The organism is Amorphoplanes friuliensis DSM 7358 (genome assembly GCF_000494755.1).
In the GTDB taxonomy this organism is placed as follows: domain Bacteria; phylum Actinomycetota; class Actinomycetes; order Mycobacteriales; family Micromonosporaceae; genus Actinoplanes; species Actinoplanes friuliensis.
Map to the genome: position 1 here is coordinate 4640695 of NC_022657.1, position 23725 is coordinate 4664419.

22 protein-coding genes and 1 pseudogene are annotated in these 23725 nt (G+C 73.5%); 10 read left to right on the forward strand and 13 right to left on the reverse strand.

What is annotated here, in order from left to right:
• The first annotated feature begins 1 nt into the window (after position 1).
• From AFR_RS21490 to AFR_RS21510, 5 genes are all read left to right on the forward strand, one after another.
• Complete coding sequence (locus AFR_RS21490; protein WP_023362908.1) at positions 2-979, forward strand: hypothetical protein; 978 nt, start codon at positions 2-4, stop codon at positions 977-979.
• 95 nt (positions 980-1074) lie between these two features.
• A complete protein-coding gene (locus tag AFR_RS21495; RefSeq protein WP_023362909.1) occupies positions 1075-1905 on the forward strand; it encodes an alpha/beta fold hydrolase in 831 nt (276 codons plus the stop codon).
• Positions 1898-2455, forward strand: coding sequence for a TetR/AcrR family transcriptional regulator (locus AFR_RS21500; protein WP_041841036.1), 558 nt, complete (start codon positions 1898-1900; stop codon positions 2453-2455). Before AFR_RS21495 ends, AFR_RS21500 begins: the two co-directional genes overlap by 8 nt.
• Before the next feature lie 89 nt (positions 2456-2544).
• Complete coding sequence (locus AFR_RS21505) at positions 2545-3750, forward strand: cytochrome P450 (protein ID WP_023362911.1); 1206 nt, start codon at positions 2545-2547, stop codon at positions 3748-3750.
• Positions 3747-3953 (forward strand): ferredoxin, encoded by a 207-nt coding sequence (locus AFR_RS21510; RefSeq protein ID WP_023362912.1) that lies wholly within the window; start codon positions 3747-3749, stop codon positions 3951-3953. Before AFR_RS21505 ends, AFR_RS21510 begins: the two co-directional genes overlap by 4 nt.
• Here the strand turns inward: AFR_RS21510 and AFR_RS21515 are convergent.
• Genes AFR_RS21515 through AFR_RS21525 form a run of 4 tightly spaced genes read right to left on the reverse strand, consistent with a single transcriptional unit; the run spans position 3925 to position 6487 of the window.
• A complete protein-coding gene (locus tag AFR_RS21515) occupies positions 3925-4542 on the reverse strand; it encodes an alpha/beta fold hydrolase (protein WP_238547314.1) in 618 nt (205 codons plus the stop codon). The genes AFR_RS21510 and AFR_RS21515 overlap by 29 nt on opposite strands.
• On the reverse strand, positions 4505-4729 hold the full coding sequence (locus tag AFR_RS47930) for an epoxide hydrolase N-terminal domain-containing protein (RefSeq protein WP_238547315.1): 225 nt from the start codon (positions 4727-4729) through the stop codon (positions 4505-4507). Before AFR_RS47930 ends, AFR_RS21515 begins: the two co-directional genes overlap by 38 nt.
• A 10-nt stretch (positions 4730-4739) precedes the next feature.
• Positions 4740-5096: a GntR family transcriptional regulator gene (locus AFR_RS21520; protein WP_023362913.1), complete on the reverse strand. Its 357-nt coding sequence runs from the start codon at positions 5094-5096 to the stop codon at positions 4740-4742.
• Between the two features lie 20 nt (positions 5097-5116).
• Complete coding sequence (locus AFR_RS21525; protein ID WP_023362914.1) at positions 5117-6487, reverse strand: MFS transporter; 1371 nt, start codon at positions 6485-6487, stop codon at positions 5117-5119.
• Between the two features lie 125 nt (positions 6488-6612).
• On the opposite strand from AFR_RS21525, the gene AFR_RS21530 reads away from it, so the two are divergent.
• Positions 6613-7008, forward strand: a complete 396-nt coding sequence (locus AFR_RS21530; RefSeq protein WP_023362915.1) for a hypothetical protein — start codon at positions 6613-6615, stop codon at positions 7006-7008.
• On the opposite strand, the gene AFR_RS21535 is transcribed toward AFR_RS21530, so the two are convergent.
• From AFR_RS21535 to AFR_RS21545, 3 genes are read right to left on the reverse strand one after another with little or no spacing between them, the layout of a single operon-like run.
• Entirely contained in the window at positions 6996-7592 is a 597-nt protein-coding gene (locus AFR_RS21535; protein ID WP_023362916.1) for a hypothetical protein, read from the reverse strand. The genes AFR_RS21530 and AFR_RS21535 overlap by 13 nt on opposite strands.
• Positions 7589-9433, reverse strand: a complete 1845-nt coding sequence (locus AFR_RS21540) for a dynamin family protein (protein ID WP_023362917.1) — start codon at positions 9431-9433, stop codon at positions 7589-7591. The genes AFR_RS21535 and AFR_RS21540 overlap by 4 nt, the downstream gene beginning before the upstream one ends.
• Positions 9430-10794, reverse strand: coding sequence for a dynamin family protein (locus AFR_RS21545; RefSeq protein ID WP_238547316.1), 1365 nt, complete (start codon positions 10792-10794; stop codon positions 9430-9432). The genes AFR_RS21540 and AFR_RS21545 overlap by 4 nt, the downstream gene beginning before the upstream one ends.
• A 342-nt stretch (positions 10795-11136) precedes the next feature.
• On the opposite strand from AFR_RS21545, the gene AFR_RS44565 reads away from it, so the two are divergent.
• The gene (locus tag AFR_RS44565; protein ID WP_023362919.1) at positions 11137-13899 is read left to right on the forward strand and encodes a LuxR C-terminal-related transcriptional regulator; all 2763 of its coding nucleotides are present in this window, start codon (positions 11137-11139) and stop codon (positions 13897-13899) included.
• The gene (locus tag AFR_RS21555; protein WP_023362920.1) at positions 13896-14438 is read left to right on the forward strand and encodes a hypothetical protein; all 543 of its coding nucleotides are present in this window, start codon (positions 13896-13898) and stop codon (positions 14436-14438) included. The genes AFR_RS44565 and AFR_RS21555 overlap by 4 nt, the downstream gene beginning before the upstream one ends.
• A gap of 1448 nt (positions 14439-15886) precedes the next feature.
• On the opposite strand, the gene AFR_RS21560 is transcribed toward AFR_RS21555, so the two are convergent.
• Positions 15887-16663: a maleylpyruvate isomerase family mycothiol-dependent enzyme gene (locus tag AFR_RS21560; protein WP_023362921.1), complete on the reverse strand. Its 777-nt coding sequence runs from the start codon at positions 16661-16663 to the stop codon at positions 15887-15889.
• Positions 16664-17037: 374 nt separating this feature from the next.
• On the opposite strand from AFR_RS21560, the gene AFR_RS21565 reads away from it, so the two are divergent.
• Positions 17038-17601 carry a DUF1062 domain-containing protein gene (locus AFR_RS21565; protein ID WP_023362922.1) on the forward strand — a complete coding sequence of 188 codons (564 nt, stop codon included), beginning with the start codon at positions 17038-17040 and terminating at the stop codon, positions 17599-17601.
• Between the two features lie 20 nt (positions 17602-17621).
• Here the strand turns inward: AFR_RS21565 and AFR_RS21570 are convergent, their stop codons facing one another.
• Complete coding sequence (locus tag AFR_RS21570; RefSeq protein WP_023362923.1) at positions 17622-18257, reverse strand: VOC family protein; 636 nt, start codon at positions 18255-18257, stop codon at positions 17622-17624.
• A gap of 25 nt (positions 18258-18282) precedes the next feature.
• Here AFR_RS21570 and AFR_RS21575 point away from each other — a divergent pair, with 25 nt between their 5' ends.
• Complete coding sequence (locus AFR_RS21575) at positions 18283-19110, forward strand: M55 family metallopeptidase (protein WP_023362924.1); 828 nt, start codon at positions 18283-18285, stop codon at positions 19108-19110.
• Here the strand turns inward: AFR_RS21575 and AFR_RS21580 are convergent.
• From AFR_RS21580 to AFR_RS48455, 4 genes and pseudogenes are all read right to left on the reverse strand, one after another.
• On the reverse strand, positions 19087-19866 hold the full coding sequence (locus AFR_RS21580) for a lysophospholipid acyltransferase family protein (RefSeq protein WP_041841040.1): 780 nt from the start codon (positions 19864-19866) through the stop codon (positions 19087-19089). The two genes, AFR_RS21575 and AFR_RS21580, sit on opposite strands and share 24 nt — an antisense overlap.
• 35 nt (positions 19867-19901) lie before the next feature.
• Positions 19902-20595 (reverse strand): annotated as a pseudogene (locus AFR_RS21585) (hypothetical protein).
• Positions 20596-20681: 86 nt separating this feature from the next.
• Positions 20682-21380, reverse strand: coding sequence for a VOC family protein (locus tag AFR_RS21590; RefSeq protein ID WP_023362928.1), 699 nt, complete (start codon positions 21378-21380; stop codon positions 20682-20684).
• Entirely contained in the window at positions 21380-23716 is a 2337-nt protein-coding gene (locus tag AFR_RS48455) for an ATP-binding protein (RefSeq protein ID WP_052359426.1), read from the reverse strand. Before AFR_RS48455 ends, AFR_RS21590 begins: the two co-directional genes overlap by 1 nt.
• Between the last annotated feature and the right edge of the window lie 9 nt (positions 23717-23725).

Below are 23725 nucleotides of genomic sequence, written 5' to 3' on the forward strand. Positions count from 1 at the left end.
CATGACTCGCACCACGCCACCGCGGCCTGTCGACATCGCCCAGGTCTTTCCCGAGTTGCGGGAGCACACGCTGGTGGCCACACGGCTGCATCCGCGGCCCGGGGCTCCGACCGTGAACGACAGTTCGGTCGGTGGTCCGCTGCTGTGGCCCGCCGACGAGCCGTGGCCGATGTGCGACGCGAGCTCGCACGACACCGCCACCCTGCTGCGACCGCAGACCGTCCGGCGCCGGCGGGCCATCCTCGGGGCGGCCTGGGCCCGCACCCGCCGCGGCGAGCCGCTGCAGATCACCGACGAGGAACGCGCCGCGCTCCCGGACACTGACGCCTCCGAGCCGCATTACCTGGCCCGTCAGCCGATCGCAATGGTCCCGGTCGCCCAGCTGTACCGCCGCGACGTCCCCGGGCTCACCACCGACCTGCTGCAGGTGCTGTGGTGCCCACTGGACCACGACGACCTCGAATACTGCCCGCGCATCCTGCTGCGCCGCAGGCGGGCCGCGGACGTCACCACCGTGCTGCAGGACCCGCCGGAGCCGGTGGTCGTCAACGACGACTACCTGCCCGAGCCGTGTGTCGTGCACCCGGAGCAGGTCCGCGAGTACCAGTACGCCGACCTGCTCCCGCCCGGGCTCGCCGGCCGCATCCGGGAGTGGGACGAGGACGACCTCTACTTCGGGGCGCTGTCGGTGGCCTCCGGCTGGAAGGTCGGCGGCTTCGCCAACTGGAACCTCAGCGACCCGCGACCGATGGACTGCGAGGAGTGCGGCACCGCGATGCGGCTGCTGCTGCGGGTCGACAGCGCCGAGTGGGACGGCGAGGGTTCCTGGCGTCCCGTCGAGGACGCCGACAACGGCGAGTTCCTGTCGTTGCAGTCGCCGAGCACCCCGACCGCCGTGGTCATCGGACGCGGGTACTCGCTGTGGATCTTCACCTGCCCGGTCTCGGACGATCACCCCCACCGGACGGCAATGCAGTAGGTCACACACTCCGGGCTTGGTCCCGTTGGCTAATCGTGTTAGCTTTTAGCTACGGAGCTTAGCCAAAGGGCTAAGCAAACGACCTGGAGGTTGTCATGACGGAGTTCCTGAACGTCGACGGCGGGACCATCGCGTACGAGGTGACCGGCACCGGACCGCTGGTCGTGCTCGCCCACGGCATGGGCGACAGCCGGCAGGCCTACCGCTTCCTCGCCCCCGCCCTGGTGGACGCCGGGTACCGGGTCGCCGCGATGGACCTGCGCGGCCACGGCGAGTCCAGCGTCGGGTGGCCGTCCTACACCCGCACCGCCCTGGCCGGCGACCTGATCGCCCTGGTCCGGCACCTCGGCGGGCCGGCCGTGCTGGTCGGGCACTCGATCGCTGGTGGTGCGGTCACGATCGCCGCGGCCCAGGCCCCGGAGCTGGTCACCGCCCTGGTCGAGCTCGGCCCCTTCACCCGCAAGCAGGACATCAAACTCGGCGACTTCCGCTCCGCCACCTACCGTCGCGGCTCGATGCACCTCATGGCCATGGCGCTGCTCGGCAGCAGCAGGCAGTGGATCAAGTACCTGATCGCCGCGTACCCCGGTGTCAAGCCGGCCGACTTCGACGCCCGCCTGGACCAGATCACCGCGATGCTGCGGGAGCCCGGCCGGATGAAGGCCCTGCAGAAGATGGGCATGATCGCTCCCACCGACGCCGGTGCGCAGCTGCCCAACGTCACCCGCCCGACCCTGATCGTCCAGGGCAGCCTCGACCCCGACTGGGTTTCCCCGCAGGCCGAGGGCGAGGCGATCGTGGCCGCTCTCCCGGCCGGACTGGGCCACCTGGTGATGATCGACGGCGCCGGTCACTACCCGCACGTGCAGTTCCCCGAGCAGAGCCTCGGTGCGATCCTGCCCTTCCTGGCCGGCGTCCGTGCCTAGGGCGGGCCTGGACGCGGCCACGGTTGTCGCGGCCGGGGCGGCGCTCGCCGACGAGATCGGCCTGAGCGAGCTGACGATGGGCCGGCTGGCCGAACGGGTCGGGGTGCGCGCCCCGTCGCTCTACAAACACGTCACCGGTCAGGACGACCTCAACCGGCGCATCGCCGCTCTGGCCCTCACCGAGGCCGCGGACGCGGTCGGCGCGGCCACCCAGGGCCGCGCCGGGCGTGACGCCCTGGCCGCCGCGGCCCGCGCGCTGCGGGACTTCGTCGTCACCCACCCCGGCCGGTACGCCGCCACGATCGGCCTCACCGCGGGCGGCACCGACGACCCGCTCGCGGTCGGCCTCGAACCGTTCGCAGCGGTCCTGCGCGGATACGACATCACCCCGCAGGAGATGACCCACGCGCTGCGGGCGCTGCGCAGCATCTTCCACGGCTTCGCCACTCTGGAGGCCGGCGGCGGCTTCCGGTGGCCGGACGACATCGACGACAGCTTCTCCTGGCTCGTCGACCTGGTCGACCGCGGTCTGTCGTCCCCGCCCCGGTGACACTTCATCGACATTTGTTGTTCTTTGCCCCGCGGTGGCGATAGCGTAGCGCGTTGTATCCGGTACGCACCGCTACGCGAGGAGCGCCCGTGCTCACCGAAGACCTTCCGCTGTTCCCGTTCCGCAGCCCCGGGGACAACCCGTTCACGCCGGTCACCGGCACCGATCTGCGGCACCTCGACGGGCCCGTGACCCGGGTGCGGCTGCCCACCGGCGGCTGGACCTGGCTGGTCACCCGGCACGCCGACGTCAAACAACTGCTGCGCTCGGACGCGTTCAGCGCCGACATGTCCAGCCCGAACTTCCCGCTGCTGCGCCCGGCGCCGAACGGCCCCCGCAACCGCAGCGGCGGCTTCATCCGCATGGACGGCGACGAGCACCTGCGGCTGCGCCGGATGCTCACCGCCGAATTCATGATCAAGAACATCCGGCGGATCGAACCCCTGATCACCGACGCGGTCGGCTCCTCGCTGGACGCCCTGGCGGCCGCCGGCCCGCCCGCCGACCTCGTCGAGCACTTCGCCCTGCCGGTCCCGTCGCTGGTCATCTGCCACCTGCTCGGTGTCCCGTACGCCGACCACGCGTTCTTCCAGCAGCGCAGCGCGATCCTGCTGGACCAGAGCGCCGACCCGCTGAAACTGCGCGACGCGATCGGTGAGCTCCGTGGTTACCTCGCCGACCTGATCGAGGCCCGCCGGCAGCAGCCCGCCGAGGACCTCATCGGACGGCTCGTCACCGAACGCGTCGCGACCGGCGAGCTCGACGCCGAAGAGCTGATCGGCATGTCCCTGCTGCTGCTCATCGCCGGGCACGAGACCACCGCCAACATGATCGGCCTCAGCACGTTGCTGCTGCTCCAGCACCCGGAGCACCTCGCGGCCCTGCGTGACGACGAGGACCTGGCCGACGGCATGGTCGAGGAGCTCCTGCGCTACCTGACGATCGTTCGGACCGGCCTGCCCCGGCTGGCCCGGCGTGACGTCGACGTCGGCGGCCACACGGTCCGCGCCGGGGAGCCCGTCACCGCGCTGCTGTCGCTGGCCAACCGTGACGACGACGTGTTCGCGGGCGGGGACGACTTCGACCCGTACCGGCAGGCGCAGCAGCACCTGGCGTTCGGATTCGGTGTGCACCAGTGCATCGGTCAGCCGCTGGCGCGCGCCGAGCTGCGGATCGCCCTGGTCCGGCTGGTCCGGCGGTTCCCGGGCCTGGCCCTGGCCGCCGACCCGGCGAAGCTGCCCCAGCGCGACACGTCCATCGTCTTCGGACTCGCCGAACTGCCGGTGACGTGGTGAGCGTGCACGTCGCGGCCGACCGTGACCTCTGCGTCGGCGCCGGCAACTGCGTGCTGACCGCCCCGGACGTCTTCGACCAGGACGAGGAGGGCCTGGTCGCCGTCCTCGACACCGACCCTGCCGCCGCGGCGGACCGGGTCGCTCAGGCCGTCGACCTGTGCCCGGCCGGGGCCATCACCGCAACGGGCGGAAAAACTCCGTGAGGTCGTCACCGAGCAGTTCCGGTTCCTCGTACGCCGCGAAGTGCCCGCCGCGGGGCATCTCCGTCCAGCGGGTGACCCGGTAACTGCGCTCGGCCCAGCTGCGCGGCGGGTGCACAAGATCCTTCGGGAAGATCGCGACGGCCGTCGGCACGGTCACCGCCGTCAGCCGCTCGTGCATCCGCTGCTGATACTCGTAGTACGGCCGGAACGAGCTCGAGATGGTGTTCGTGAACCAGTACAGCGACGCCTGGGTCAGCACGAAGTCGTCGCCGAAGGGCCGGTCGGTCCACGCCCGGTACTTCTCCAGCAGCCACGCCAGCAGACCCGCGGGGGAGTCCGCCAGCCCTACCGCCAGGGTTGTCGGGCGGGTGAACTGCTCGTGCTCGTAACCGCCTTCTTCCGCGTACCAGGTGGTCGCACTGTCGAGGTAGGTCTGTTCCTCCGGGGTGATGTCCTGCGGCGCGGCCGGGTCGGCGACCGCGAGCAGGTGGATGCCGGCCAGCGCCTCGGGGTGGGCCTGCGCGAGACGGGACGTGACACCGGCGCCGAGGTCACCGCCGTGCGCGGCGTACCGCTCGAAACCCAGCACGTCGTGCGTTGATCTCGGCCTCGCGGGCGCGCCAGTCGAAACCGTCGGCCCAGTAGGTGACGAGCCGGCGCAGCTCCGCCGGGTCGGTGCCGGCCTCCCAGCTCGCCCCCGGCCACGGCGGCGACCAGCGGGTCGCGCGCAGCCGTGCCCGCAGATCGTCCAGCTCGGCATCCGGCACAGTCAGCACGGGTCAGCCCTCACAGGTGCAGTGCGGCGCGGACCAGGTCCAGCGCCGCCTGCGGTGTCAGGCCGAGGGCGGTCGCCCGGTCGGCGTAGCGCTGGGCGGCCTGCTGCGCCTCGGCCGGCGTGCGGCCCGCCCGGGCGGTGATCAGCGTCCCGGCCCGGCCGCGGGTCTCGACCAGCCCGGCCTGCTCCAACTCCCGGTACGCCCGGGCGACCGTGTTCGCCGCCAGCCCCAGGTCGGTGGCGAGCTGCCGCACCGGCGGCAGCCGCGTACCCGCCGCCAGGGTGCCGTCCGCGGCGAGCTCGGCGATCCGCAGCCGCACCTGCTCGTACGGCGGCACCGCCGAGTCCGCGTCGACGACGATGTCCATCCGGCCTCCCGGGGTCCGCTCTACAGCAGCCGCGGCGGGGTGTTCCCGGCGGCGACGATGGCCCGGCGCATCGGGACCAACGCCAGCAGGATGCCACCCACGACGAAGAACACCACGAGCGACACGATGCCGATGCGGTAGCTGTTGGTCAGCTGGAACACCAGGCCGAACGCGAGCGGGCCCAGCCAGCTCGTGCCCTTGTCGCTGATCTCGTAGAAGCCGTAGTACTCACCCTCGCGGCCCTCGGGGATCAGCTGGCTGAACAGCGAGCGGCTCAGCGCCTGACTGCCGCCCATCACCAGGCCGATGCCGACACCGAGCAGCATGAACGGCACCGGCTCACCCTCGGGCAGCCAGAACGCGGCCAGCACCACACCGAGCCAGCCCGCCAGCGCGATCAGCACCGTCTTGCGCGCACCGATCTTCGCGGCGAGCCCGCCGAGCAGCAGCGCACCGCCGAAAGCCAGGAACTGCACGATGAGGATGGTGATGATCAGGGCGCTCTGCTCCAGGTGCAGCTCCTCGGTGCCGAACTGGCTCGCCAGCGAGATCACCGTCTGGATGCCGTCGTTGTAGACCAGGAACGCGACCAGGAAGAACAGGCTCAGCGGGTACGCCTGCAGGCTGCGGATCGTGTGCCCGAGCTGCCGGAACCCGTCGGTGAGCACGTTGCCACCCCGGCCGGCGACAACCTCGGCGGCGGGGTGCTCCTTGAGCCAGCGCAGCGGCAGCAGTGTGAACGCCCCCCACCAGACACCGGCCGACACGATCGACCACCGGGCCAGGTCCAGGGTGCGCTGGTCGTCGCCGTCGACGCTGAGCATCGTCACCACGGCCAGGTTGATCAGCAGCAGGACACCGCCGCCGAGATAGCCCAGCGCCCAGCCGCGGCTGGAGACCTTGTCACGGTCGTCCGGCCCGGCGAGCCGCGGCAGGAACGAGTTGTAGACGACCACGGACGCGCCGAACGCGATGTTGGCGATGACGAACAGCAGCCCGCCGAGCAGATAACGCTCCCCGGTCACGAAGGCCATCGCGATCGTCGCCCCGGCCCCGATGAACGCGGCGGTGGCCAGCAGCGGCTTCTTCCGCTCGGCCCGGTCGGCGATCGCGCCCATCACCGGCAGCACGAACACGGTCAGCAGCACCGACAGCGACACCAGATAGGGGAAGTAGGACCCGGCGGCCACGCTGATCCCCAGTGGGTGCACCCGGCCGTTGCACTCGTCGGCGCCCAGCTCACACCCGGCGGCCAGCTCGGTCACCGTGGTCAGGAACGGCCCGAGGAACACCGTGATGACGGTGGTGGAGAAGGCCGAGTTCGCCCAGTCGTAGAAATACCAGCCGGTGCGTTCACGCCGGGTGCTCACCGGGGCGGTGGTCGCGGTCATGGGCAAGCTCTCCTGGGCGGCGTCGGGGGGATGGCGCGCTGATGATGCCACCTCAGGGTCATCCCGGGGTACGCCTACGCCGCACGGCGGCATCGTTTCGCCGCCGTTCTTCCTACCGTCGCCGTATGACAGAACTCCGCTGGCCTCTGATCGCCGGTCTGGCGCTGCTCGGACTGGTCCGGCCGGTCCTGAGCATCACCGGCGTCTACGACGCGCTGGGCGGTTTCGGGCACCCGTGGGCGCCGCTGCTCGTCACCCTGCTGATCGCGGTCGTGCAGGTCGCCGTGGTGGTGCTCGCCCGGGTGCGGCAACCGCTGCTGACCCTCACCTTCGCCGGGCTCGGCTACGGCGTCGCGGCCATCCTGCTCAACCTGGCGCTGCAGCCCCTCCTGGCCTCCGCCGAGGCGATTCCCGTACCCGGGTACGTGGCGATCCTGGTCGGGAATGCCCTGCAGGGTGCGGTGCTGGGCCTGATCGCCCTCGGGCTGCACCGCCTCCGGAAGCCGGCTCAGCTGTCCTGACTCCACCACTTCGCGAGGGTGCTGGTGGCGGGATCGTCGGAGTCGGCCAGGGCCGCCCACGGGTCCTCGCCCGGCGGCAGGTCCTCACCGGCGTACGCGGCGAGGTCCTCGGCCGGCACGGGTGCCGCCGCGGCCGGGTCGACCAGCCCCGAGTGGTAGAGGCCGAGGCTGCCGGTGTCGATCCACGGGAAGCCGTCGACGGGTTCGGGCAGCGGGCCGACGTCGACGACGGGCGGGAAGAGACTCACGACCTCGGCCTCCGGCGTCGCGTCGGGGTCGGCGCCGACCGGGCCCAGACCGTGGTCGTCGGCCGCACCGTCGAAGCTGTGCTGCACCGCCTCGTCGTCGTGGCCGCTGCCGGGCTCGTGCAGGTCGTCCCAGCCGGCGTCCTCGTGAACGCCGGCGTCCGCCTCGCCAGCCGTGTCGTGCACGCCCGGGTCGTCGTCGTGACCGAACAGGTCGTCGTGGAACGGGCTGTCGTCCGCGATCGGGGCCTCGTGCTGCGACTCCAGGTCGTGGTGGTCACCGGCGTCGTCGTGCCCGCCGGGGTCGTGGAAATCCGGCCAGCCGTGCTCGTCGCTCATGCCAACTCCTGACCGTCGTCGTCCGCGGGCGCGGGGCTGAGAGTGCGTGCCCGGGCGAGTGTTTCGTCGACCTGTCTGATCCGGCCGCGGACCGTGGCGAGGTCAGCGGTGGCCTGCGTGCGGCGTTTCGCGCGTCCGGCGGCATCCTCGGCCGCGGCGGCGTCGATGTCCGCGATGTGTGCGTCGAGCTCCCGCAGCCGCCGTTCGACCGCGTCGTCGACGGCGACACCGAGGGCGTACTGGAGGTCGGTGAAGCGGTAGGAGATCTCGTCGGACAGGGCCGCGCGGGCCTCGCCGAGCACCTCCCGCAGCCACGTCCGCGCCTGCAGCCGGTCGGACTGCACCCGGCGGCGGTAGAGCACGTAACCACCGGCGGCCAGGCCCAGCCCGAGCCCGGCGACCGGGATCAGCAGCCCACCGGCGACGGCGCTGCCGACCCCGAACACCGACGCGCCGAAGATCGCGCCGCGGCCGGCCATGAAGGCGATCCCGCCGGCGGACAGGGCGATCAGCATGTTGTCGCCGGAACCCTCCCGGGCCGGGCCGGCGCCGAGGGCGTGCCGCAGTGTCGCGTTGAGGCGGTCCAGGACGGCGGCGAGCTCCTCGTCGTCGAAGACCTGCGCCAGGACCCGCTCACCGACCTGCCGGAACGTCGCCTGCAGGTCGTCGGAGAGGCGGACGGCCACCGCCTGCAACTCGGCGTCGACCTGGTCCGGCAAGGCCGTCAAGGCCTCACCGCGGGCGGTGTCGATGCGGGTGCCGAAGTCCTGCTGCACCGCGGCGATCCGGGTGCGCAGCATGCCCACGACCTCGACCCGCGCCCGCTGCGTCTCCGTGCTGAGCAACAGCGCCCACTGCCGCGACTCGGTGCGCTTGCGGGCGGCGAGGGCGGACCGCTGGGCGCGTACGCGGGCGACCTCGGCCGGATCGGCCTCGCTGGCCTGCAACCGGGCGGCGGCGGCCGCCTCCAGGCGGGCCAGCTCACCGCGGGCGGCCCGCAGCACGTTGGCGAGCTGCAGCTGGTGACCGCGACCGGCCAGCTCGACCAGGGCGTGCTGCAGCTCGGCGATGCGGGACGCCTCGACCAGCGCGGCCTGCTCTCCGGCGGGCACGCTCAGGGCCAGCTCGGCCAGCCGCGCCGACACCGGGAACCAGGGTGCGTCGGCGAACCGCGGCGCCCGCGCCCGGAGCAACGCCCGGTTGTCGTCGGCGATGCGCCGCCAGCCGGGGAACGCGTCGACCTTCGTCAGCGCGAACACGACCACGTCGATGCGTTCGCTGGCGGCGACCAGGAAGTCGAGCTCGGGCTGCGACAGCGGCGCGGACGCGTCCGCGACGAACAGCAGCGCGGTGGCCCGCTCGACCGCGTCGAGAGCGACCGCGGTGTGTGCCGGGTCGAGGCCGCCGACGCCGGGAGTGTCGAGCAGGCTCACGTACTGCAGCAGCGGCGCCGGGTGGGTGATCTCGATCCGGCGCGGTGCCCGTCCGCCGCCGGGCACGTCACGACCGGTGGCCCAGGCGGCCAGGTCGGCGACGTCCACGTCGACCGGCTCCGGCGCGCCCGGCACGTAGGCCACGGCAGCCGCCGGTGACCCCGGCGTGAAATGCAGGTAGGTGGCCGTGGCGACCGCGGCGTCCACAGGCGACAGGTCCGGCACCCCGAGCAAGGCGTTGAGCAGCGAGCTCTTGCCACGCTTGGTCTCACCGACGAGCACGATCGACGGCCGGGTCAGCTGCCGGCGGCGCAGATCGGCCAGCTCGGCCCCCGCGTCGGGGTCCGCGGCCCGGACGGCGGCCAGCGCGTCCCGCACGGCGGTGTCGAGGTCTTTGGCGAGGCTCATGCCTGCTCCCGGACGGCCTGGGCCAGCAGATGGAAACCGCGGTGAGCGACCTGCGCCACCCGCGACTGCGCGGGACCGGCACCGGCGACCGCGTAGACCCGCCAGCGGTTCGCGGCCTCGACCGCGGCCGCGGCCAGCTCGGGCGCGGTGGCGTGCGGCAGCCGCAGGATCCACCGGGCGTCCTCGGAGGTCGCCAGGCGGGTCAGCTCCTGCTCCCAGGCGACCGGCAACGGCACAGCGCCGGTCGCTACCCGCTGGGCGACCTCCAGCAACCGCAACCGGTGATAGGCCGGATCGCGGAGCAGGCGTTCGGTGGCGCCGCGCAGCGCCTCACGGTCGCGGGGGTCGCTCTCGTGCCCGGCGACCCGCTCGAGCCGGGCCAGCGCCCAGCCGGCCTTGATCGCGTCGGCCCGCCAGCGCAGCGTCTGGTCGAGGGTCTGCCGCAGCCGGGGGAAACCCGACGCGTGCACCAGCCGGCGGACCAGCTCGCCGGTGCCCAGCTGCGGGTCGGCGCCGAGCTGGGCCAGGGCAAAACCGATGCCGTACAGGTCGAGGAGCCCGAGCAGACGTTCGCGGCGCTGCGCTCCGACCGGGCCGGGCCGGGTGCGGAACAGGTCGACCGAGGCGAGCAGCACTCGCAGCTCGGCGGCGGGCAGCACGGACAGCTCCTTGAGGGCGGCACAGTCGGCGGCCGTCAGCCTCCCGGCCTCCCCGGTCTCGGCCAGCAGACCGACAACCGGCACGACCTCCGACACCGTACGGGCCAGCAGCGCCGCCTGCTGCTCGGCGAGCGGACCGGCGACCGGCCACGGATCCCCGGCCCCGCCGACCAGGGTGTCGATCTTGCCGAACACCCCCAGGGCGTTGATCGGGCTGCTCGCCAACCGGGCGGAACTCGTCCGGAAAGCCTCCAGCGCCCGCACGTCGTCGGCCCGGACGGCCTGCGTGAAGACGTAGACGACAGCCTCGGCCGCGGCGACCTCGGAAGCGGAGTCGGCGTCGATGTCGGCGTCGAACGGCGCGGTGGTCTCACCGAGCTCGGCCGCAGCGCGGGCACTGACCTGCGTGTCGGTCGACGCCAGACCGGGCGTGTCGACCACCGTCAGGTCGCGCAGCTTCTCACTGGTCAGCATCACGTCGACGTACGCGACCTGCGCGGCGCCGACCCCGAGACGCTGCGGAATCATGCCGTCGTCACCCAGCGGCAGGCTCGACCGGGTGCCGTCGCGGCGCACCACGTCGACCCGGTCGGCGGGCCCGTAACGGAACCGTGTGACCACCCGGGTGCACTCACCGACCGCGGTGGGCGCCACCCGGCGCCCGATCAACGCGTTGACGAGTGTCGACTTTCCGGCTTTCAACCGCCCCGCGATAGCGACGCGTAACGGCTCGGACAACCGATCACGAACCTGAATGGCCTGGCCACCGGCGTTCGGACCGACCTGGGCAACTATCTCGTCACACAGTGTCGCCACTCGGGCGGAGAGCGGACCGATGCTCATGACTCGTCAGCCGAGCACACCGTCAGCGAGAATGTGCTGACCGCGGCCGTCGTCGGAGACACAGTCGCCACCTTTCCCGTTCGCGGGCAGGGCGGGACGCCTGCCGCACCACAGACTACGGACCGGCGAGACGACGCAGATCCCGTGTTCGTGCCACCCGGGCACGGACAGCGGTCCGCGGGACAGAGACGGGGGACGCGGGTGGCACAGCAGGACCTGGCCGGGCTGGCCGCCGCGCATCTGCGCCGCCCCGGGCTCGTCATGCTCACCGGCGCGCCCGGATCCGGCCGCTCCACGCTCCTGCGGCGCATCGCGGCCACCGCACCGGGACCCGTGTACGCCGGGGGCGGGCTGGCGATGCTGGCCGCCGTACCGGCCCTGGCGTTGTCGAGGGCCGTCAAGGCCCGCCTGCCCGCCCACGACGTGCCGCTGCTGGCCGAGGCGGTGCACTCCCGGGTCCGCGGCGGCCTGCTCGTCCTCGACGACCTGCAGTACGCCGACCCCGCCACCCTGGCCGCCCTGCCGCACCTGGCCGAGCACATCCGCGTGGTCGTCGCCCTGCGCGCCCCGCACCGCCTGCCCGCCGAGACGGTCGCGGCGCTGCGGGCGACCGCGACGGCCTGGCTCGACGTGCTCCCGCTGTCACCGGACACGGCGACGGACCTGGCCCGCCGCGCGGGTGGCCAGCTCAGCGACGAGGCCCTCGCCGCCGTCGTCCAGCGCGCCGGCGGCAACCCGCTGGCCATCACCGCCCTCTCCCGGCAGGCCGGCGCCGGCCGCGGCACCCCCGACACCGACATCGACCAGGTCGCCTACGCGATCGCCACGGCCCTGGCCGACCTGCCCCGTCCCGCCCGCACCGCGCTGGCGGCGCTCGGCCTGCTCGGCCGTCCCGCCCCGGCCGCCCTGCTCGGCCCGGGTGCCGACGCCCTGCGCGAGGCCGGACTGGTCACCGAGGACGGCGACGGCCTGGTGCCGGTGTCGGCGTACTTCGCAGAGACCGCCGCCGGCCTCCTCGACGCCGACGCACGTGTCGACCTGCACCGGGCACTGGCCGCCCTCACCCCGGACGCCGAAGCCGCCCGGCACCTCGCCGCGGCCGGGGACCACCAGGGCGCGTACCGGAAGGCACTGACCGCAGCCGACCGCGGCGGCGACCGCGCCGACCTGCTGCTCTTCGCCTGCGAACTGCCCGGCGTGACGGTCAGCTCCCGCGTGCGGATCGCTGCCGCCGACGCCCTGCTGTCCTCCGGGCGCCCCCACGCCGCCGCCCGGGTCCTGACCACCGCCGCACCGCTGGGCGTCGAAGCGGACGTGCTGCGCGGCGAGGCCCTGCTGCAGGCCGGCGACCCGCTGGGTGCCCGCGCGGCCGTACGCCCGGTCCCTGACGCCTCGGCCGCCTTGGTCGTCGCCGCCCGCGACCGGATCCTCCTGCTCGCCGACCTGGCCACCGACCCCGCCGCCGCCCGCGACACCGCCGAGAAGATCGCCGCCCGCTACCCGGCACCGCCACCCGGTGTGGCCGCAGCCCTGGCCGCCGTCCGCGCCGCACACCGCACACCCGGCTGGGACACCGAGCTCGCCGCAGCCGCCGGGGCGGGGGCGGACCCGCTGACCGGCCGCTGGAGCGCCTGGCTCCTCGTCGAACACCTCGTGGCTGACGGCCGCCTGACGCAGGCCGCCCGGGTCGCCCGGGAGTCGGCCGCGGCGTGCGCGGCCGACCTGGCCTACAGCTGGCAGACCCGCTTCCTGGCCGTCGCCGACTGGTCCGAGGTCCTCCAGGGCACGATGATCGCCGCCTCGGCCGCCGCAGCGACAGCACCCGACGACACCCCCGCCACCGGCTCCTCGCACGCCCCGCGGGCCTGGTCATCGGACGCCACGCCGGCCGGGTCGCCGCCGTCGGTCGCGGCCACCGGAACTGACATGCCCGCCGGGACTGTGGCGTCGGCTGCGGCCCTGGCCGAATCGGTCCTGCCCGCTGGGCATGCCGTGCCGGGCACGGCCGGAGCCGGTCCCGCTTTCGCTGTGCCGGGCACGGCTGGAGCCGATCCCGCTCTTGCTGTGCCGCGCGCGGCCCTCACGGCGCAGGAAGCAGCCGACCGGGCCCTGCGCCGCGCCGCCGACCTCACCGACCGGGCCCTGCCCGCCGACGCCCGCGGGTACGCGATCGCCGCCGCAGCCCTGGTCGAGGCCGACACCGGCCTGCTCGCCGCCGCCCGCGGCCGGCTCACCGCCCCCGACGGGCATCCGGCGACCGCCTGGGTGGCCCGCGAAGCCGCCTGGCTCGACGGCCAGCCCGACCGCGCCGCACAACCCCCCGACCTCACCACCGCGGGCCTGCTCACCGGTCTGCGGCACATCACCGCCCGGTGGGCGGCCTACGACACCGGGGCGACCGCACGGGCGGCGTTCGCGTCGGCGTTCGAGCTGGACGGTCCGGCACCGGCGATCCCGGCGGGTCTGCCCGCCGCGGCCCGGCGCACCCTCACCGCCTGGGCGACCGGCACCGGCTTCACCGCGGCCGCCGACGGCTGGTCGGGCACCTCCCTGCGTGAACAGATCCGCTGCCTGCTCGCCGCCGGCCTCCACGACACCGACCCCGAACGCGCCGTCGCCGCCCTCCTCCAGGCCGAACACCTCGCCGACACCGCCGGCCTGGTCGTCCTGGCCGGCCGGGCCCGCCGAGGCCTGCGCCGCCACCACGTTCACCGCGACACCCGCAGCCCCCGCTCCGGCACCCGCCTGACCCGCCGGGAGACCGACGTGCTGCGCCTGGTCGCCGCCGGAGAGCCGACCCGCCGCATCGCGGGCCAGCTCGGCATCTCGGCCGAGACCGTCGACACCCACATCCGGGCCGGCATGCGCAAACTCGGCGCCCGCACCCGAACGGAGGCAGCCGCCCTGGCCCTGACCCAGATCGAAGCGTCCGCGGAACACCCCGACCGTGAGGATGGCCGGTGACACGACAGCCCGACGCACCCCGCCACGTCGTCTCCTCCGGCGCCGACGCCGACACCGTCGTGCGCCGCCTGACCCGTGACGGCTGGACCGTCCGCGAGGGCTTCGCCCTGCCCGACCCCGCCTGGGACGTCACCTCGGCCCGGCTGGTCCTGCACGGCCGCATCACCGACCCGGAGAACCTCCAGCTCGCCGTCCTGGCCGCAGCCCGCGGCGCCGGCATCGTCGCCGTCTGCGACGCCGAAACGCAGCTCGGCCGCGCCCTGATCGACGACCTGACCCGCCTCGGCAGCGTCCACCTCGGCCCCGGCGGCCAGAGCGCCCCGGCCGAACCCGGCGACACCGTCGCCGACCTCGTCCCCGAACAACGCGCCCTCCTCGACCGCCTCGCCGCCGGCGACACCATCGCCGCAGCCGCAGCCGCCGAATTCCTCTCCCTGCGCACCGCCAACCGCCGCATCGCCGAAGCCCGCGCCCTCTTCGGCGTCCGCACCACCCGCGAAGCCGTCCTCGCCTACCTCCGCCAACGCCGAACCCCATGACAACCGACAGGCGATAGGCGTCGGAGAGTTCGATCAGGGTCTGGATTGCGGAAAGCTTCCCGACCTCTTCCGCGCCGATTGCCGGAGAGCTTTCCGAGACCCCGATCAAGGTCCAGTTCAGGTCGTGCCTCGGTGGGTGGTGCTGACCGTCGCTCCCGCCGATTGCCGGCTGCGTGATCGGCTGAGCCCCGAACCGAACCCCCCGCGGTCTCACTCTTCCGTTCGACGGTCAGGCCGCATCCGGACCGTAAAGGCCGGTGATCACCGACCGCCTGCACGTTCGTCCAGTCCGGAGCGGCGGCCAGCCGCGTGACGATCGCCCCGATCCGGCGCGGACCGATCTCCCGAGCTGGGCAACGTCACGCGCCCGAGACCGATCGTGCAGGGCAACCGTCCCGTCGTCCTTGCGCGCCGCCCACGTCTCCTCGCTCACCTGCGTTCACGACGCCGCGTTGAGCGCGTTCGACGGCGTGTTGTTCGGATCGCGGCCCACCCACCTGCACGACCAGGCGGTCGGGCAGGCGTCTCCGCGGTGGCCGGCGCCGGGGTTCGGTTGGTTCGTTTGTGGCAGAGACCGCGGCTCGGAGGGTGTCTCCCGGTAGGCCGGTGAGATAGCCGCGACCGGTGGCGAGCGCGGAGGAGATGGGCGCGTCCATCGGCGAGATCTCCAGCAACGTCCAGGACGCGGCGCAGGCCGGGCGTGAGCGGTTGCCCCGGGCCGCCGCATTCCCTGCCGTTTCAACGCTTCCGCCTCGGCCCCGGCGGCGAGAGCGCCCCGGGCCGACGGGGCTGTCACCCTCGACAACCTCGACGCTCCTGTTGCGCCTGGCGACGAGGCCCGGCCTTGCCCGCGCCACCGTCCACCGCCGCTTCGCCTCCGCCGGCCGGCACGCCGCGGCCAGCAGCAAGATCATCACAACATCAGCGATGCTGGGCCATCACCGGGCTCACGAGGGCCCAGCTTCACCGATGTCGGGCCTTCGCCAGTGTCATGAAGGCCCCAACATCAGCGAAGTTGGGCCTTCGCGACGCCGGCGAGGGCCCAACTTCGCTGATATTGGGTCTTCCTGACGTGCTCACGCAGCAGGCAGGCCCGGGGAGCCCGCAGGACGTGGACAACCGCGTCCTGCGGGGCGACGTGTCCGTCACATCGCCCGGGGTGGCCTCACCCCGGCCACCGCCGTCACGCGTGCCGGCGAGGGCGCCGATCGCCGGCCGGACCGCAGTCGCGAACCGCGCCACCGTTATCGGCAGGGCCGCCGATGGACGGCCGGCCGGACCGCAGTCATAAACCGGGCCACCGTTATCGACAGGGGCGCCGATCGGCCGCCGGCCGGACCGCAGTCGCAAGCCGCGCCACCGTTCTCGGGCGAGGGGGCGCCGGCCCGGCTGTGGAGGCCGGAGCCGGCCGGGGCTGCGTTCAGGCCTGGGCCGGGCCTTGTCGGGTCTTAGACCTCTGGTTCCCAGGCGATCAGCTGGTCGAAGACGCGGGTGTCGCCTTCGACCTTGACCGAGTCCATCTGGATGCGGTCGTAGAAGAACATGACCAGCTCGTTGGCCGTGCCGCGGGCGGAGACGTAGGCCATTTCCGGGTCGGGGTCGGCGATCGGTGTGGAGAGGCGGGCGGTCTTTGCGCCTTCGGCGGTGAACCAGAGACGCCAGGAGGGGCCTTCGGTGGCGTGGTAGTCGACGATCGCGGGCTCGTGCGGCCACGCGGCCGTCGTGGCGACGCAGGTGGTCAGGAACTCGTCGACGCCGTCGAGGGCGACGTCTTCCGGCAGGGGCTGCGGGGCGCCGATGGTGACCTGGGCGTCGTACGTGTGGACGGCGACCTGCTGGAGCTGGTGGCGGGCCACGGCGCCGGTGGTGCGCGGCGACTGCGACTCGCCCCACCACGTCCAGCAACCACGGTCGGGGCCGGCCTCCCGCAGTGCGGTCTGCAGCTGCTCTGTCGACGCGGTGAACCAGTCCAGCAGGGCCTCGCGCTCGCGGGGCGGCGGCGGGGGAGAGAAGGGGGGCTGGGCGTCGGCGGGGCCGGCGGCCACGATGCCGGCCCAGCGGCGGCGGCCTTCGCCGAGGTGCTGCACCAGGTCGAACAACGTCCATTCGGGGCAGGTCGGTACTTGCGCGTCGAGGCTGGGTGCCGCGGCGACCGCCGCCCGGAACGCGGTTGTTCGTTCTTCCATCAGCCGCAGCAGGTCGGCGAACTCCAGATTCTTTTCCACCGCGGCTTTGTACCACCCCCCTCCGACAACCGACAGCGAGTTTCCCCGAGCCGGAAAATCCGTTGCCCGGCCGCCCTCGGGTTGACCATGCTGGCGCGCATGGGTCAGTGACCAGTGGCGCACGTGCGGGATGAAGACGGGTTCGAGCCACTCCCCGTCTCGGTCAGCCGTGCCACTCGACAGGCCGGGTGTGCTCCTCGCCGAGACACCGGCTGCCCGCCACTGGATCCGGGAGGTTTCCCCCGAAGCGCCGTCGCGCTGCCGGGCGCTGCCTCCTGCCTGAACCCTGGAATCGCGAAACCATGCATATATCCCGCCCTGTTCACGGGCCGGCCGACGGCCGCGAACCCGGTATCGACCGCAAAGCACTGTGGGTGGTCAGCGAGGTCGGACTGCCGGCCATCGTGAAGGCCTGCGTGTCGTGCAGGTCCACCCGTCACCGTCCCACCGGGAAGATCCGGGTCAACGCCAACCACAAGCTGCTCGACGTGTGGCTGCTCATCTGCTGCGAGCTGTGCGGCCGTACGTCGAAGGTCCCCGTCCACGAGCGCGTCAACGTACGGGCGCTCGACCACGAGCGGTTGGTGAAGTTCCACGACAACGATCCGGCCGTGGTGCGACAACTGACCATGGATGCGACCCTCGCGCAGAGGGCCGGCTACCAGCTCGACTGGACAGGCACCTGGCGGCTGGACACCGACATGCCGTTCTACGACCTCCAGCGCGGGGACGCCGCGCCGCACGAGGTCATCGTCAGGTTCGAACTCCCGGCACCGGTCCGGGTCGAGAAGCTGCTCACCGCCGGGTTCGGCCTGAGCCGTCCGGCCGTGCGCGGCCTGGTCGACTCCGGACGCATCCGTCTGCCCCTGCCCGTCTACGCCAAGGCCCGCGAGGACTTCACCTTCGTGGTCGTCACCGCCTCACCCGAGCACGCATGAGGTGCCGCCCCACGGCGCAACTACGTGCGCCGTGGGGCGAGCCAGGTGGCGATGCAGGCTTCGTTGCCTTCGGGGTCGGCCAGGGTCCACCACCGGGGTGCGTGCTCGTCGGAGACCAGGTGACCACCGGCGGCCAGGGCGGCGGCGACGCGGGCTTCGGCCTGGTCGTGCGGGACGGCGACGTCGACGTGCATGCGGTTGCGGTCGGGGCGTGCCGCGGTCATCTGCTGCAGCCCGAAGCCGGGGCCGCGGCGGGCCGGGTCGTACAGGTAGTCGTCGCCGATCTGTCCGTAGCCCAGCACTGCTCGCCAGAACGGCAGGACGTCCGCTCCGGTGAGGGCGTCGAGGGTGATGTTGACGACCTGCACGGCGGCCGGGTCGGCGGTCAGGCCCAGCCCGGCGGCGGCAGCCGAGATCCGGCGGGCCAGGTCGGCGTCGCGCCGGCGCAGGCTCACGGTCACTCCGCTGTGGCGCAGGTCGATGGTGACGTCCTGCTCGTCGGCCTCACCGAGGACCTGGCCTATCCGGTCGGCGAGCGCGATGCCGCGCCTGAGCGATCCGGTGGGGAAGTACGCCGTGACCACGTGATAGAGCGACCGCCAGTCCTCGACCCCGTCGGCGGCGTGGAACTGCCCGGCGCTGATCGGCTCAGTCATGGCGCGAACCTATAGGGTCGCGGCGATGAAGGTGCTGATCTCAGCCGACCTGGAGGGCATCTCCGGGATCGTGCATCCGACGGAGACCAACCCGGGTGGCTACGACTACGAGCGTGGTCGTGCCCTGATGACCGCCGAGGTCAACGCCGCGGTGGCGGGTGTGCTCGAAGCCGTGCCGGCCGCGCAGGTCCTGGTCGCCGACGCGCACGGCACGTTCCGTAATCTGCTGCCCGAGGAGCTGGACCGCCGGGCGCGTCTGGTGCGGGGCAAGCCGCGCCCGCTGGGGATGATGGCCGGTCTCGACGACACCACCGATGCGGTGCTGTTCGTCGGCTACCACGCCCGGGCAGGGTCGGGGCCGAGCGTGCTGGCCCACACGATCGGCGACGGTGTCCTCGACATCCGTGTCGACGGCCGGTCGCTGGGGGAGATCGGCCTGAACGCCGCCCTGGCCGGCCATCACGGCGCGCCCGTGGTGCTCCTCAGTGGTGACGACACCGCGTGTGCGGAACTGCTCGAGCTGGTGCCGTCCGCGGCCACGGTCGCCGTGAAGCAGGCCGTCGGGCAGGCCGCCACGATCGCGTTGCACCCCGAGGAGGCCCGTGACCAGCTGCACCGGGCCGCCGCCAAAGCCGTACGCCGCCACGATCAGGTGCCGCTGGTGACTTTCCCCGGCCCGTTGAAGGTCGAGATCGACCTGTACGGGCCGTACACCGTGGACGTGGCGACGCTGATTCCCGGGGTGAGCCGCGCGCCGGGCGCCCGCACGATCGGCTTCACCGCGGCGGACGTCGCTGAGGCGTACCGGCTGGTGCAGCTGGTGACGCAGTTAGCGCTGCTCAAGCCCGGCTGAGCGGGTGCGCCGGACCCGGGAGGTGTCGGGCGGGCGGGTCGTGTCGACGAACAGCGGTGTCTCGAGCTCGTCGCGGCGCAGCGGCACCAGGGTGCGGGCGATGCCCTCGACGATGCGGTCGGTGGCCTGCATCGCCTGCGCGCCGGCCGTGCCGGTGAGGCCGCTCAGGTCGACGGGTTCACCGAAGCGGACCTGCACGACGGGCCGGTGCCACAGGGCCAGCAGCACGGACTTGGCCAGGCCGACCGGTGCGGCGTACGGCAGCACCCGGTGGGTGTCCCACTGCGCGACCGGGATCACGGGCGCCCCGGACGCCGCCGCCATGCGGGCCACGCCGGTCTTGCCACGTTCGGGCCACATCCACGGGTCGAGTCCGATGCGGCCCTCCGGGTAGACCAGCACCACCGATCCGGCCCGCAGCGCCTCGGCGGCGTCGGGCAGCGCCTGCGCGACCTGGGCGGTGTGCCGGTCGACGCGCAGGTGCCCGGCCTTGCGCATGGCCCAGCCGGCGACGGGGGCGTCGAAGAGCCCGCCGGTGGCCATGAACCGCGGCGCGACGTGCGCGATGCTGCACGCCGCGGTCATCACGATCGGGTCGACCGGGCTGACGTGGTTGGCCGCGAGGATCAGCGGGCCGTGCCGCAGCTCGGCCGGGACCTCCCCGGACACCCGCAGCCGGCAGAACATCGGCACGAGGATCCGGGAGAACCTGAGCAACGCCCGCCACACCCAGGGCACCCGCCATGACGCTTCCATCAGTGCGCCATGATCGCATGCCCGGGCCGAGCGGCTCAGCCCGCGTCGCGCAGCTCCGCCAGCCGGGCCTCGATCTCGGCCAGCTCGGAGCGCAGCCGCTCGGCCTGCTGCTCGGCCTCGGCGCGCTCGGCGGCGACGATCTGCTCGACGGCCTCCTGCACACCGGGCACGTCGACGAACTGGACCATCCGCATCGCCTCGGACGGCTTGACGACGTAGGGCTTGGCCAGGGCCTTCGCGCCCTGGTTGGCCGCGATCGTCCACTCGCCGTCGGTGTAGGCGAGGGTGACGGTCAGGCCCGGCGGCGGCTTGGGCTTGGCGGCCCGCGCGGGTGCCTTGCGGGGAGCCGGAGCGGCGGACGCGGCGGCCGGGGCAGGCGCCGGCTCGGGGGCGGCCAACCGGCGCGGGCTTGTCGAGGACGAACTCCGGCTCGGGCTTGGCCGGCTCGGGCGGCGCCGGGGGTGCGGCCTTCTTCACCGGGCCCTTCGGGGCGATCTTGAGGTCGTCGGGGGAGAACGGCAGCTCGTCGCGGCCGAACCGCACGACCACCCAGTCGTCGGACTCGGCCGGGTCGGTGAGCGCCACGACCTGGCCCACCTGCCCGGAGATCTGCCCGGCGGACTCGGTGAACATCACCCGCGGCCGCCGCCCGGCGGCCAGGCCGTCCCGGATCGTCTGCAACTCGTCCGTGCTCAGGCCTCGCGTGCCGGTGCGTGCCGCCGTAGCCATGGTCGTCCCTTCGTGGTCACCACTGGGGTGAGTTCGAACGCGTGTTTCAATGTGCTCAGTTCTACCAGTACCCACCGACAACCTCGTCAGCCACGCCCCACCGGGCGGTCGGTGATGCAGTAGACGCGTCCCGCCGGGTCCCGCAGCGTCGTCCAGCGCGGCTCCGACCGCACCACCGTCGCGCCCAGTTCCACGTGCCGCGCGACCTCGGCCGGCCGGTCGTCGCAGGCCAGGTCCAGGTGCATGCCGGCCTCGTCGCCGCCGACACGTTGCAGCAGCAGCCGCAGGGGCATCCCGTCCGGGCGTACCAGGAAGTCGAACTCGGGCAGGGAGCCCGGCCGGCGCTCGAAGCCGGTGACCGCCGACCAGAAGTCCGCCTCGGCGTCGAAGACGGCGTGCGGGAGGTCCAGGCACATCTGGTCGACCAGGCTGCGGCCGCCGGCGGGCCGGACCTGCTCGCCGTGCCAGGGCACCAGGCAGAACACCAGACCGGCCGGGGAGCGCAGCACCACGAGCTCACCGTCGTCCAGCACGACCGTCGCGCCCAGCGCGCTCACCCGCCGGGCCTGCGCCGGCACGTCCTCGACGTGCAGGTCCAGGTGGCTGCGCGGCGGGCCGTCCCCGACGACCTGCACCCGCAGGTACGCGTCACCGTCGTCGGGCAGCAGCGTCGCGAACTCGCCGCCGGGCCCGCGCCGGGGCGACAACCCGGCACCGGTGATCGCCTCCCAGAACGGCTCGGCGACCCGCGACGGTGTGTCCAGAAAACCGGTGATCCACTTCATCACTGCTCCTCCGTGGGCTCGTTGAGCCGCCGCACCAGTCCCGGCCCCCGGTGCAGGGGCGCGTCACCGACGAGCGCCTCACCGCGTTCCCGGGCGGCCTCGGCCTCGAGCTCGCGGCCCAGCATCTTCAGGACGGTGGAGCGGTGCAGGAGCACCTCGCCGAGGCGCACCCACATCCCGAGCCGCTCGAACTCGGCCGCCCCGGCGTCGTAGTGTGCCAGCGCCGCCTCCCACTGCCCCTGCATGTCGGCGATCTCGCCCAGCGCGGCGTGGGCGCCGCCGACCCCGGTGCCGCTGCGCATCCGTTCGAAGATCGCCAGCATCTCGGTGAAGTCGGCGCGCGCGGCGTCGAACGCCCGTTGCTGCGCGGCGAGCCAGCCGCGTTCCTGCAGGCAGTAGCCGAGCAGGAAGTCGTCTCCGGAGCGCTGGGCGATCACGAAGGCTTCCGCGTACAGGTCACGGGCCTTGGCCTGGTCGCCGCCGAGCTTGTGGGCCAGGCCGAGACCGAGGACCGCCCAGCCGCGGACCGGCTGCGGGCCGTCGGGCAGCAGCTCGAGCGCCCGGGCCAGCAGCGGGCCGCTGAGCTCGGGCTTCCAGAAGGTGTTGTAGAGCGTTCCGAGCGCGAGCCGGACCTCGATCTCGTCGTCGACGGCGCCCAGGCCGGCCAGCAGGTCCAGGGCCCGCAGCAGCGCCGCCTCGGACTCCGTGAAACGGTCCTGGGCCCGCAGGGCGTCCCCGACCCGCCACGCCGCCAGCGCGATCTCCCGCACGTCCGAGCCGAGCCGCTCCGCACCGTCGAGGGCCTGCTCGGCCGTCTGCAGCTCGAGCGCCACCTGACCCGCCATCCCGTAGGAGTGCGACACCCACCGCAGCGCCCGTACGCGGAAAGCCTCGTCCTCGCCGGCCGCCGCGACCCCGGCCTGCCACAGCCGCAACCGGTACGCGTGCTCGGTGCCCCCGGTCACCAGCGGGTGCACCGCCCCGATGAGCCGTCGCGCGGGCGCCTCCAGCCCGGCGGCCACCGCGGCGTGCAGCACGGCGACGATGTCCTCGCGTTCCTCGGCGAGCCACACGCCCGGCCGGGCCCGCGTGCTCAGCCACCGCAGGTGACGCTCGAGGCACTCGGCGGCCTCACCCCCGGCCAGCTCCTGGGCGAACAACCGCAGCAGGTCGTGCAGCCTGTACCGGTCCGGCGCCGGCGACTCGACCAGGAACGCGTCCGTCAGGCGTTCGAGGGCGTCCGCGACCGCCTGCTCGTCCAGATCACAGCGGGCCGCCGCGGCGCCCAGCCCGACCGACGCACCCGGGTAGCTCCCGGCCAGCCGGAACACGACCTGCTCGCCCGGCGCCAGCTCGTCGTAGACGGCCTGGAAGCTCGACCGCACCGCCCGGTCCGCCAGCCGCAGCTCGTCCAGGCGCCGCTCCTCGTCGACGAGCCGGTCGGCCAGCGCCGTCGGGGTCCACTGCGCCCGGGCCTTCAACCGCCCGCCGGCGATGCGGACCGCCAGGGGCAGCCCGCCGCACAGCTGCACGACCCGCCGCGCTCCGTCCGGGTCCGCGGCGACACGGCCACCGCCGGCGGTCACGGCCAGCAGTTCCAGCGCCGACCCGGGATCCAGGCCACCGAGGGTGAACACCGAGGCGCCCAGCAGGTCCGACAGCAGCCGCCGGCTGGTCACCACGGCCAGGCTGTGCTCCCCGCCGGGCAGCAGGTGACGCACCTGGGCCGCGTCGCGGGCGTCGTCGAGCAGCACCAGCACCCGCCGGTCGGCGACCACCGACCGGAACCGCGCCGACAGCTCCACCACGTCCCCGCGCAGCTCGTCGTCCGGGCGCCCCAGCGCCCGCAGGAACCGCACCAGCACGTCCTCCGGGAGCACCGGGTCGGCCGAGGCTCCCTGCAGCGCGGCGTACAGCTGCCCGCCGGGGTAGCTGTCCCGCATCACCTGGGCGAACCGCAACCCCAGAGCGGACTTCCCCGTACCCGCGGACGCCGCGATCACCAGCAGCTGGGCACCGCCACCGACGGCGGACTCCAGCGCGGCCAGCTCGCCGTCACGCCCCAGCACCACGGGCGCCGCCGGCAGCTCGGCCGGGAGAGCCACCGGCGGCGGAGCGGCCTCAGGGGACGCCGCCGCCGAGAGCCGCTGCTGCCACAGCGCCAGACCGACCCCGACCATCGCCAGCAGACCGACGAGCGGCCAGGCCAGCCACGCCCACGGCTGCAGCCCGCCCGGCAGCACTCCTCCGGTGGCGACGTTCACGGCCACCGCCAGCAGCACCGAGAACAGGCCCGACGTGACGATCAGCAGCGGAACCACCCGATGCCGCATCATGGGAGGAAA